At 34.2% G+C, this 12,895-nt stretch carries 7 protein-coding genes and 2 pseudogenes; 7 read left to right on the forward strand and 2 right to left on the reverse strand.

Going from position 1 to position 12,895, the window contains the following annotated elements; genetic code table 11:
• Positions 1–8 precede the first annotated feature (8 nt).
• Complete coding sequence (locus tag WP_RS06390) at positions 9–713, forward strand: ComF family protein (protein ID WP_007302628.1); 705 nt, start codon at positions 9–11, stop codon at positions 711–713.
• 114 nt (positions 714–827) lie between these two features.
• Here the strand turns inward: WP_RS06390 and WP_RS07755 are convergent.
• A pseudogene (locus WP_RS07755) lies at positions 828–1,109 on the reverse strand (transposase); the annotation flags it as partial.
• Positions 1,110–1,591: 482 nt separating this feature from the next.
• On the opposite strand from WP_RS07755, the gene WP_RS06400 reads away from it, so the two are divergent.
• The 5 genes and pseudogenes from WP_RS06400 to WP_RS06420 all read left to right on the forward strand — a co-directional run bounded on the left by WP_RS06400 (position 1,592) and on the right by WP_RS06420 (position 10,375).
• Positions 1,592–2,749: an ankyrin repeat domain-containing protein gene (locus WP_RS06400; protein WP_007302630.1), complete on the forward strand. Its 1,158-nt coding sequence runs from the start codon at positions 1,592–1,594 to the stop codon at positions 2,747–2,749.
• A 305-nt stretch (positions 2,750–3,054) separates the two neighbouring features.
• Positions 3,055–4,392: an ATP-binding protein gene (locus tag WP_RS06405; RefSeq protein WP_007302631.1), complete on the forward strand. Its 1,338-nt coding sequence runs from the start codon at positions 3,055–3,057 to the stop codon at positions 4,390–4,392.
• Positions 4,393–4,886: 494 nt separating this feature from the next.
• Positions 4,887–8,095 (forward strand): annotated as a pseudogene (locus tag WP_RS06410) (glycoside hydrolase/phage tail family protein).
• 76 nt (positions 8,096–8,171) lie between these two features.
• Entirely contained in the window at positions 8,172–9,365 is a 1,194-nt protein-coding gene (locus tag WP_RS06415) for a hypothetical protein (protein ID WP_007302634.1), read from the forward strand.
• A 146-nt stretch (positions 9,366–9,511) separates the two neighbouring features.
• Entirely contained in the window at positions 9,512–10,375 is an 864-nt protein-coding gene (locus WP_RS06420) for a hypothetical protein (RefSeq protein ID WP_007302635.1), read from the forward strand.
• Positions 10,376–10,624: 249 nt separating this feature from the next.
• On the opposite strand, the gene WP_RS06425 is transcribed toward WP_RS06420, so the two are convergent.
• Positions 10,625–11,497, reverse strand: coding sequence for an IS982-like element ISWpi16 family transposase (locus WP_RS06425; protein WP_007301954.1), 873 nt, complete (start codon positions 11,495–11,497; stop codon positions 10,625–10,627).
• Between the two features lie 173 nt (positions 11,498–11,670).
• On the opposite strand from WP_RS06425, the gene WP_RS06430 reads away from it, so the two are divergent.
• Positions 11,671–12,819: a hypothetical protein gene (locus WP_RS06430; RefSeq protein WP_007302636.1), complete on the forward strand. Its 1,149-nt coding sequence runs from the start codon at positions 11,671–11,673 to the stop codon at positions 12,817–12,819.
• Positions 12,820–12,895: the final 76 nt, after the last annotated feature.

A 12,895-nucleotide genomic window follows, 5' to 3' on the forward strand; every position in this document is an offset into this window, starting at 1 on the left:
TTTAATTCATGAATCTTCTCTTATTAAAAAAAGCTACAGATCTCATATTTCCAAACGTATGCGTAAGTTGTGAACGTATAATTGATAAAAGTTATGATTTATGTAGTGAATGCAATAAAAAAATCAATTTTTTAACTAAGCATTACTGTAATGTTTGTGGTGTAGTAATTCCAGATAACATTGATACATGTGGTAAATGCATCAGTAACCCTTCACCATTTAAAGTATTAAGATCAGTTTTTGCTTATGATGAACATAGCAAAAATATGATTATAAATTTTAAATTTTTTGATAATTTAAATTATGTGAAAGTCTATGCAAAGTGGATGTACAAAGCTAACAAAGACATATTTCAAAATGCAGAGGTCATAGTTCCCATACCGCTACATAAAATACGCTTATTTAAACGTAAATATAATCAAGCAGCATTGCTCGCGAAGGAATTAAGTAAGTTATCTAATTTATCTTATACACCATTTGCAATAAAACGTATTCGTCACACCAAATCTCAAGCTGGTCTTTCACTTAAACAGCGTGAAAAAAATTTGAAAAATACTTTTAAAGTAAGTAACAGCGAAATTATCAAAAACAAAATCGTGATATTGGTTGATGATGTAGTAACAATTGGCGCAACCGCAAGGTCTTGCTCTCAGGAAATTTTAAACTCTGGTGCCAGAGAAGTGAGAGTGCTATCGCTTGCAAGAACTGTATGAAAATCAGCTTTAAGGTATAATTTTCATTTTTGAAAACTGTTTAGTGTCTTAGTACTAACTTGTGTATCATTCCTCTGAAAAAAAGTCTAGTTATAGTGTATACGGAGTCTATAATTATAGCTCTTTTTCTAATAGTTCGAATAGCTGAATATTCTTTCTGGCTAAATTTTTTATAACAAACCAATGGTTTGATTAAAATCAGGAGAATATGGAGGCAGATATATAACTTCAGCACCGACACTTTTAACAAAGTCACTTATTTTCTATGAAAAGTTGCATTATCCAAAATCACCCAGCAAAAAGCTTGAACTAGCTATTAAAAACGTCTGTATCGCAATAGCCTTCAAAAATCATAGGCGCCATAATTTTTCCCTTATTCAAAGCTGCAATCATATTTTTGAATACTCACTGCATTCAGAAAAAAATAGGTACATGCTAGTGTAATAGCACTGGATGTAATAATTGGAACAAGTAAAAAAGCCTCTATTAGTTTTCTTATAGAGCTGGCTGGTTTAATGCTGTTATTATTCAATGATGCAAAATAATTTTCACTAAGGTTGGCCATCCATTTTGCGCCAGATAAGACCCTCTCACTATTTTTTTAGATAAGTTGACTTGTATTTGCTTTCCCATGTTTATAATTATGCTAATAATAAATATGATAAGATCAGTATAAATTTTTTACTTCCGTGTTTTTTCTATTGTTGTTTATAATGACTATAGTTACATCACATATTTCTTTCAATTAAATGGATCAGTTATTTATTGCAAATCACTGACTTTTTTAATGGATTCTTTTTCTAAATAATTTCCAAAAATGTGTTTACTTTTGTTTGTAATTGTGTAGTAACTGCAACGTAAAGTTATAGGAGGTAAAGATGAATTTTGAAAATCTGAAAAAGATATTAAGTGCAATTGATAAAGATGCAAGTGTAAATAAAGATAACGTAATTAATAAAATAAAAGAGGTATTGCGAAGGGAAGATACAATAGCGTATCAAGAGTGGGAAAATAAAAATTTTAGTATAAATCATACATTCATCCAAAGTGATCCTGATGCCGAATTTACATTATTAATTGCAGCTGCAGCAGCTGGCTGTAAGGATTTAGTGAATGTTTTATTAGATAGGCATGCGGATGTTCATGTAGAAGATGAAAATAGAGAGACTGCTTTGCATCATGCCGTTTATAGTAGATGTGTAGGTGCAGTAAATGCTCTACTAAAAAAAGGTGCGGATGTTAATGTAAAAGACAGAAGTGGTAGTACTCCTTTGCATTATGCTACTATATATGAACTCATAGATGTAGTAAATGCTCTACTAAAGAGAGGTGCGGATGTTAATGTAAAAGACAGAAGTGGTAGTACTCCTTTGCATTATGCTACTATATATAAATTCATAGATGTAGTAAATGTTCTACTAAAAACAGGTGCAGATATTAATGTAAAAGACAGAAGTGGTAGTACTCCTTTGCATTATGCTACTTTAAGTAACCATGTAGAGGTAGTAGATGCTCTATTAGCTGAAGGCGCAAGTGTTCATGTAAAAGATGGAAATGGTAGTACTCCTTTGCATTATGCTGCTAAAAATGGCTATTTAGAGATAGTAGATGCTCTACTAGACAGAGGTGCAGATGTTTATGAAAAAGATAGTTTGCAGAAAACTCCTTTGTATTATGCCATTATAAATCACCAAGAAGATACGGTAGAGAGTATAAAAGGGTTTTTAAAAAATAAAGTAGTTCAAGGTAGTGTAGTTGTTGGTGGCTTAGTTGCCATGTTAGGGAATTTTGTAACATCGACGCTTTTTATAACCGAGACAATGGAAATTACATTAACGTCTGTTATGGTAGCAATAGCTGTATCTGCATCAACAGCATTAACATCTGGTTATGCTAAATATCTAATGTCAAAATTCGATAACGAAATAAAAGAAATAAAAGAGCGACAAGACGTAATGGAAGGGAGGCAAAGCTTAACAGAAGGGTGGCAAAATGTAGGTCTACAAAGCATACGTATACATAATGCTCTTTTGTAAATTTTTACTTCCGCACTTCTTTAGTGTTGCTTATAATAACTATAGATTTAGATCTTAATTAGAGGCTTTAATTACCTACTTTAAGTTATTGAATTTCTTATCATAGCATCTATCATTCCAGTACCCTGGAATGATAGAAAAAGAACACTGAATTAAAAATACAACATACCATCTTATATCTTAATACTGCATAATACCTCGATCATAGATTGATTAAGGATGCCTTAAGTTAGTCTTGCTTTACTATGAAAAGCTTGTACTCTTTAAATGTATTATTTATAAATTAACTGTTTATAAGCTAAAATATGTCTAGTAGAGCTAATATACCTTTTTTTATAGCTGGTGCTATTGCTTCTCTTACATTAATTACATCTGGAGTTTTTGCTGTAGCTCCTTACGTTGCATTTTTATCTTCAGTTGCAGCTTTAAATATAGCTCCCCCTGTTATTTTTATTTTATTTGCGCTTTCTGCAGTAGTAATTGTGTTTTCATATAAAATGATTAAACAAAGTAAAAAATCTCAAGAAAACTCGAAAGCTGAAGTCGAAGAGCCGAATAAAGGGTTAAGGAAAGAAGAAAATAAGCTAACTCCAATTAAAGAAGAATTAGAAGATGGAAAGGATAAAGAAAATAAATACGGGTTTAGTGGTCTAGAAGAAAAAGTTCATAGAATTTCAGAGAATTTTGTAACGAAAGATGAAGTGAATGGGTTAAAAAAAGAGGTTAGTGATCTTTCTGCAAGGTTAATTAATAGTCCTACAACAAAAAATGAAGTAGAAGCAAAGCTGAATATGGAATTTTACGCAAAAGGTGAAGCAAGAGGATGGAATACAACATTTGATAATATTATATTACCAAGTGACATAAAAGAAAAGTTGAGAGGAATTTGTGAGTCAAAAAGCGGAGGATATCTCTTGTACGGTCCACCAGGAACTGGTAAGACTAGTATTAGTAAGGCAATTGCAAATCAAACTAAATCTCTGTTTGCGTTTATGTCTGTTTCTGCGTCTTGCTTGTCTAGTCAAAGGAATATAGATCAAGTTTTTGAGAAAGCAGAGACAAACAGTCCTTGTATGATTTTTATAGATGAGATTGACGGAGTTGGTAAAAAGCGAACTGTTCATGAGGATGCAGGGCCTTTAACTTATTTACTCACTAAATTGGATAAAGAGTTTTTATCCTCAAAAAATATAACGGTAGTTGCTGCAACTAATCATAAGAATCATTTAGATCCTGCGCTTATTAGGGGTGGTCGTTTGGAGTGTATTGAGGTTCCTGGGCTGGATAAAGACGATACACGTCAAAAAATATTACAAGAACGGCTCGAAAAATTAAAAGATAGCGATATGAAAATTCTTGTACAGGCTAGTAAGGGATTCTCAATGGCAAATCTGATTTGCTTAATCGATAAAATAAGCGAAACTACAGAAAAGGAAGGCGAAATAAAATATCTTCGCACTTTCTGTAAAAATTTCAAGAAGGAGCATAACATAAAAGATGAGCCAGATAAGAAACATAGTAACGGGAAAACTAAAAACAAGGATATAAGGCTATCATCTGGAAGCTTATCTAGAAGTTCATCAGTAAGCTCTTCATTGAGTGATGTATCTTCTCGAGGAAGTAATCGGCAAATTGAGGAATAAGGAGAATTACTACATAGTCTGGGATGATGCCATGCAAGTCGAATCATGTCATTCCAGTGCTTGACAATAGTTTTTATCCAGAAGGGTCATTGAACTTCTAAAAGGGTGTCATTCCAGTACTGGAATCCAGGAATTTTTTGAGCACGCAAGTTATGCCAAGTTTTTTGTTGGTAAGAAAGGCTGGATCCCAGTACTGGGATGACAGGAAGAGGGCTACTCGGGTGACATCGAAGGGGCTACTTGCATGACAACAAAGGAGCTGCTTGCATAACTCAAATTCAAAGAAAAATCATTTAATGTCATTCCAGCGCGTGACGCTGAAATACAGAAATAAAGAACAATGGATCCCAGTACTGGGATGACAGGAAAAGGGCTACTCGCTTTTTTTCCTGGATACCAGTTGCATGACACTACTATACAGTAGGTCCCAATTTCATCCCAGTCTGGGATCTTCTTTCAAAAATTCAAAACAATCTATCAAAAAGGAGAATATTATGTCTACAATAATTTTATCATCAATTTTAAGTAAAGCGGGCAGTATTTTTGGTCCAATTGGCCAGATTGTCGGCTCAGGACTCGGTGCTCTGCTTGGTGCACAGCTTGATAATGCAATATTTGGTCTTGATGCCGACCAAAAGATAACGCATGGGGCGAGGCTGAAAAATCTGCAAGTTCAAACCTCAACTTATGGCAAAGCAATTCCAATTATCTATGGCACTGCTCGCGTTGCTGGAAACATTATTTGGTCACAGCCAATAAAAGAGGAGGCGATAACCACTCAAAATAAAACAGGAAGAGGTATAAATATTACATATAACTACTATGCAACACTCGCAATTGCAATTTGCAAGGGGAAAGTAGAAAAATTAAATAGAATCTGGGCGGGTACAAAATCGCTTAGCTTTGACCAAATAGATTATACTTTTTACCACGGTAGAGAAGACCAAAACCCTGATCCGTTTATGTTATCAATCGAAGGTGATATACCAGCTTACAGAGGGATATCTTACATAGTCATCAAAAATTTTCCTTTGGCAGACTATAGTAATCGTGTTCCGGTGTTTACATTTGAAGTGCAAACTGCACTGAAGCTCAGTGGATTCTCAGTAGCAGAAAACATTAAAAATATCAATATCATACCAGGTTCAGGGGAGTTTGTGTATGATACGAAAATACAGAAGAAAATTGCACGAGAAAAAATAAGCAGTAGTCAATATATTCCCTATGGACCGGCACAAAGAGTAAATCACAATAATCACACAAAAAAGAGCGATTCTATGCTTTCTTTGGACCAATTGAAGGAAAGTTTACCAAATGTTGAATGGGCATCGGTAGTGGTTAATTGGTTTGCAAGCAGTTTGAATATCAAAGATTGTAAAATATATCCTGCAGTTGAATTTCAAGACGATTCTGCTATAGTGCCTGATGATTGGCAAGTAGGAAATATAACCAGAGATAATGCCCAGCTTATTTCAAAGGATGATAATGGTAATCCAAGATATGGCGGTACGGTTAGTGATGCAGCACTAATAAGATATATAGAAGAGCTGCATAGCAGAGGTTATAAGGTAATGCTCTACCCAATGTTCTTGCTTGACACAAAAAACAAAGAGTGGCGAGGAAAATTGGGCGGTACTCCTCAGGATATAAGTGATTTTTTTGAGAATCGGTATAGCAAATTCATAGGGCATTACACGAGCATTGCCAAACAAACTAAAGTGGAAGGGTTTATCATCGGATCTGAATTTGCGCAGCTCACCAGAGTAAAAGATGTAGAGGGTAACTATCCCGCAGTAGCAGAGCTAGTTAAAGTTGCAAAGCAAGTAAAGCTTCAGCTTGGAAAAGAAGTAAACGTAACTTACGCTGCCGATTGGAGTGAGTATCATTCATATGATGGTTGGTATAATATGGATGAACTATGGTCTTCAGAGTTTATCGATGTTGTTGGCATCGATGCTTATTTTCCACTCACCGATGGCGAAGAACCTCCTTTTGGCTATTCCGCGGAAGATGTAGCGGGTGGTTGGAGCAGTGGGGTAGGGTATGATTATTTTTACGATTACTCAAAAAGTGATCCTGAGAAAATAAAGTATAATGACAGCGAATATGCGTGGAAAAATATCGAGAAATGGTGGAGTGAAGTTCATGTAAATCCAGGTGGTAGTAAAACAAAATGGCAACCAAAAATGAAGAAAATATGGTTTACCGAATATGGATTTCCCAGTATGAACGGCTGCACTAATGAGCCCAATGTGTTTGTTGATAAAGGTAGTATAGAGAGTAAATATCCACGATACTCAAACGGAGAGGTGAGCTTTCTTTCGCAGAAAACTGCAATCGAAGGAACATTAAAAAAGTGGCAAAGCTCAGAAATGGTGGAGAAAATGTTCCTCTGGGCGTGGGATGCAAGGCCATTTCCTTATTTCCCCAATTTATGTGACATGTGGGCTGACTGCCATAACTGGCAGACCGGGCACTGGATTCAGGGAAAAATTTCACAACTTAATGTTTCCGATGTTTTGTCTGATCTGTTGCAAAAGGTAGGTCTCAAAGGCGATCAGTTTGATACAAGTGATGTTAAAGGATTACTATCTGGGTATGTAATAAATGATCAGCAACCCGTACGCTCAATTATTAAAATGCTGCGAAGGTGCTATTTTTTGATGTGGTTGAACAGAACTCAAAACTGAAATTTATTCAAAAGGGCAGGGGAGTGAAAACTGAAATACCAATTGGCGAGATGGTTACCAATAACGTTGCAAAACTTGTTAATATTAGTCAGCTAGATTTAAATAGTAAAGTCAATGTTGTCTATTTTAACCGCAATTTTGGCTATCCAATTGATGTGAAATATGCTGAACTGCCAAAGCAGGGCAATGCTGCAACAGTTGAAATACCTCTCATTATGGAGGAAGGGGAGGCGCAAAATATAGCTGAAGTTTTACTTTATTCTTCGTGGCAAGAGAGAAATGTATACAACTTTAAGCTCCCGATAAAATATGCATGGCTTTTACCAAGTGATGTCATAGCAATTTCAGATGGCGAGAAAAGACATACGATGAGAATTATAAAAACAAAGTTTGAAAGCATGTCCATTCAAGTAATGGGAGTTGGTTATGATCCCTCTATATACAAGCTCTCCTTTCCTTCAACAAGATCACTTATGCTTAAAGAATACCCTCCTTCTCACATCAGTAAATCTATCGTAGAAATGATAGATTTACCGCATATTAAAGGTAATATCGCAAGTTTTACTTTAATTAGTGAAGAGGAAGGTTGGAAAGGAGCAACACTTTTTATTTCGTATGATGATAAAAATTATAAGCCCATCGCGAGCGCAAATATACAATCTACTTACGGATATGTAATCGAATTTACCGATGAGGGAATTACAGTAGTGCTACGTTTTGGTAAGCTAGACGTCATGAATCCAACTGTGTTAGCGCTGGTTGGAAAAGAGGTAATAAAATTCCAAAGTGCAAAGCTTATAGATAAGAATAAATACAAATTGAGTGGCCTAATTAGAGGTCAAAAAGGCACTAAGAAATATGAACACACTGCAGGTGAAAAATTCGTTCTGCTTGATCATTCAATAATTTCTTTCGAAGTACAAAGGGGTAAAAAGTTTTATCTCAAAGCAGTCACCTACGGTGATTCATTGGATAATACGAAAGCGAAACTATTGATCAAGAACTTCAGCTAACCAACAGGTATATTGATTTACACTTTATTAAAAAATCCACTATATTATAAATATAGCAATATAGTGAGGTAAAATTATGACTAATAGTGTAAATGAATTATCAAATAAAGCACCAATAATACTAACATGGGTGCCAAGAGTACATGGTGCATCTTTACCGAATGGTAAAAATAGTACCCTGAATTATTTAGAAATAATTAAAAATCATAAATTAACAAATAAAGAGGAGAGGGACATATATTTGGTTATAAATGGTCCTGGATTTGAAGAAAATCAAATAGATAGTTTAAAACATGAGCTGAAAGGAATTGAAGGAGTACATGTTATAGACTTGCATCAATATGACTGGAGTGAAATAGACACAGGATGGAAAATAGATGGTAAAGACATTAGCATAAAGGATTTCTTTAAGAATATGTATAATATGTCAGAGGAGCAAAGAACATATTTTGCTGTTGAAATAGATACTTTTAGATTAGTTGCTCTGGCACTCTTAAAGCAGTTTACAGGACACGAAGGTGGGATATATATAGATTTTGATTCTTTAAAAGCCATTGACTCTCATATAGGGAAGGATATAACAATCCCTGAAGGAATTTTATTAGGAAATGTTATAGCAGGTTTTCTTGATCAAGAAGGGAACATGAACTACAAAAGTGCGGTAGATATAAAGAACTCAAATCATTATGACGAATATAAAAATCTAATAATTTGTACAAATAATGATTGCATTGTGATAAATAATTCAAGTATAGCAGTTAACATTTTGTCTGATTATAAAGATAGAATACTGAGCCAAAAAGAAGCTTGTAATGAGGTTAAAAAGCGCTTATCTCTAGCTTTAGAACAAGAAGAAGAACTTGCTAAAGGAGCTTCCTTATTAACAAAAGATGAAGAACTCAAAAATGAAATAATTAAACAAGTAAAAGAAAAAATTAAAAAATGCGTTTCAGACTTTGAAAGCAATGGAATACAAGAGCTATATAATATCGAAAACTTTCAGTATATTAACACCGGGCTTGGTGAATTTAGCTTAAATTCTGCTCAAATGAGTACAGGACGAGTTCTTATTGTTCAATTATGTGATGGCGAAAAAGTGAGCAAATGTCCATCATTTTCTTTTAATTGTAATAATGGTAATTATGTTTTTAAGCAAGAGAGCGACCTATCCTGGATGAAGGGAAAAGATCTATACCGTGAACGAGTAGATAATAAGCTGGAAGGAGCAGAAGTAGACAGGGTAGCAATGGGAGAGCTATCACTTATATAGCATTGATTAAAGAACTTTCTATTTCAAGAATAGAAAGTTCTTTAAAGCAGAGACTGAAAACTTTACGGAGCAAAAGTTCTTACAGTTGACAATTAACGCAGTATATGTTAATATTATATACATATAAAGTAATTATAAAGCTTATTATGTCAAGGAAAATAGTTAATACATTAAAATCTCAAGTAAAAGAGCTCAAATATGCTGATTTAGGAGCTAAAGGATTAAGCTCAAGTGGTTGGTATGACATTTACTCTGGCAATGTAACATATAAAGATCTCAATAGATGCAGTGATATCACTATTAATGGACAAAAAGTAACTAATGATTTTATCAATACACTATTCTCAGATAATAGGGGTATGATTTTAGAAGGTGAAAATGGACAGAACAACTATCGTCCATTTCTCAAACGAGTTTTTATAGAAATGTTCGAACATGTTGGTGCAGCAACTCCCAATAACTCTATTATTGAAGAGTTGATAACTAACTATAATCAGGCAGGATATTCTAGTTGTTTGTGTTATCAGCAGCAGAGTGCTCTTAATCCGTTTGATTTGTTGATACTAGGTAATGAAAGAGAACAAACAATTGGTATGGATTGTGATAAACCTGATTGTTTAAAGTTCAGTTTTAGTCAAAGAACTAAATGTGTCTTTGATAATGGTCTGATTATAAAATGCAATTTATCCTGTTCAGCAGAGTTTAAACTAAAATGTAAGGATGGAAATGTGACATATGAAGATGGTAAAGTGTTGCTTACAATCCCTAAAGAGTTAAAAGACTACAAAGCTGGCGATGACAGTCTGCTTGATAAGCTTACTGATATTATTAATAAGCTTGTTGAATACTTTAAAAAGCTCTGCGAGAAATTGGGCTTTAAGTTTGATACAAGGATAGAGTATGATTCTGAGCATAATATAAACATAGAGCACAACCTTGGCAAGCCACTGAAGGTGATAGATGAGCCAGATGTATATGCCGTCAATGGCTTGAAGCGCAAAGCACAATAAAAGTATTTGTTTAGGGGAATGAGGACTCCCTTTATTGTTATTCAAGTAGCTAACACTGGGGTCCAGAGCAGGCAATAAGAACTGGTCACGTGCTGGAATGACAAGGAAGAAAGTGCTGGTTTGAAATTAAATTTTCTGGATTTTAGTGTCACAAATTGACCCTATAGTTTTCTTTTCTCGTCTAACTGATTCTATCACTCTGCTGAACGGATGCCAATAAAATTGTCTTCTTTTAACCTCAGTTATGGATTAGCCGATAAAGAAAGGCATAGAAATAGAAGGCTTTTTGGACTGCATGGAGTAGGAAATCAGAACAGAAAAAACATGAATTAGGAAATTTGTTGGCGATCTATGTCTTGTATGCTCAATCTCAAATTTGTTTTTCAAGGAATCAAAAACAGTCTCAATAATCGACCTTTTCCTTAATAAAATCTTCTCTTTAAGTGAAATTAGTGCGTTTTTCATACCTTTTTTTACTTTAGTGACTAACTTTAGGCCTCTATCGAAGAGTTTCTCAAAAAGCTCTTTCTTTATATAGCCCTTATCTCCAAACAAAAGTCCGGTCAGTCTTTTAGTGAGAGTTGGTAAAGGTTTTCTGTCATCAACGTTACCTTTGGTTAGGGTAAGTGCTTGAATTTCACCAATTTCGTTAATCACTAAGTGCAACTTGAAGCCAAAAAACCAACCATACGTACTCTTACTAATTTCTGCTAGATGATTAAAAACTTTATTCCTAGAGATCCTTTTTTTGTGGCAAACGGCAATCGTAGAGGTGTCGATGTAGGAAGTGCCGGTCATTTTCGCTTGTTCACAGAACCATTGCAAAAGTAATGCTAAATACCACAAAACTCGCGGCTTTAAGGCAATAAATCTGTGATATGAAGGCAGCTTTGAAAACTCTGATCTATAGAATAACTGAAGATAACAAAGATAAAAAGCCTTGAAGTTTTTACATGGTGATTTATGGTATAACAGGATTATGGTTAGAATTTCTGAGTGCGCTATTTCTGGTACTCTGGTTGGTTTTTTGCCGTTTGATAAGAACCTATTTGCAAAATTATCATCTACCGCACGACAAAAATCCTCGACGCAACAGTACAGTTCTGTAATATCTTTCTTCATGGGTAACCTCTTATTATTACTAAAATACTCGAGTTTACCCTGTTTCCCTCTTCTTAGTTATACTTTTATCTATTTTCTAATCCATAACTGAGGTTTTTAAAAGAATGTGAAAGCAATTGGTTGAATTTTTTTACTAATGTTTTATTATGCCGTGAATGTTGTGAGGTAAAACAATGATCGGTAATATAAAAAAATTATCAAATAAAGCACCAATAATACTAACTTGGGTGCCAAGAGTATATGGTGCGTCTCTACTGAATGGTAAGAATAGTGATCTTAGTTACTTAGATATAATCAAAAATCATAAATTAACAAATGAAGAGGAGAGGGACATATATCTGGTTATAAATGGTCCTGGATTTGAAGAAAATCAAATAGATGATTTAAAGCGTGAACTGAAAGGAATGGAAGGAGTGCATGTTGTAGATTTACACCAATACGACTGGAGCGAAATAGATACAGGATGGAAGGTAGATGGTGAAGACATTAGCATAAAGGATTTCTTTAAGAATATGTATAATATGTCAGAGGAGCAAAGGATGTATTTTGCTGTTGAAATAGATACCTTTAGATTGATTGCTCTTGCTCTTTCAGAAAAAATGACAGGAGAGAAAGGTGCAATATATATAGACTTTGATTCTTTAAAAGCCATTGACACTCATATAGGAAAAGACATAACGATTTCTAAGGGAATTTTGTTAGGGCAAGTTACTGTACATGTTAATCAAGAGAGCGGCAAAATTATTAAAACGGATTTAAATAATGACTTGATTGCAGTAAGTTGTCCAAGTATAGCGATTAATATTTTAGCTCAATATAAAAGAGAAATACTGAGTCAAGAAAAAATGTGCTATGAGTTGGCAGAACGTTTATCTCGGTTTATGCAAAGAGAAGAATCACAATTTTTTACCGCATGTAAAAGATTGGAAGAAGAACAGCTGTGGGATTATGAGACGAAGAGATTAGTGAGAGTTATTAAATACGGATTAAAGAAGATAGAGTGTACAATAGGTGATCTCAAAAATGGTGAGATAAGAAAATTATATGAGCCACGGGTGTTAAGGTATATGCAACATCCTGAAGTAAGTATGAATTTGGGTCAATTTTATACTGTAGAAGTAATTCGTAGTGAATTAATTGGTCAAGACGAAAGTAAACTGAAGCTGTTTTGCTTCGAAGAGGACAATGGCAATTACGTTTATATAATAGATAGTGATCTATCTTGGGCGAGAAGAGAAAACTTATACCATAAGCAGGTAAAAAGTGAGTTAGAAAAAGTACAAGTAGATCAGATGGAATTGGAAAATCTATCGTTAAAGTAATCAAGTGTAAACCGGAAAGTAACTCAGGTTACAGTTGATAGTCTATATTATTAAAAGGTTAATAGTTATATATATA

This window comes from Wolbachia endosymbiont of Culex quinquefasciatus Pel (assembly GCF_000073005.1).
Lineage (GTDB): Bacteria > Pseudomonadota > Alphaproteobacteria > Rickettsiales > Anaplasmataceae > Wolbachia.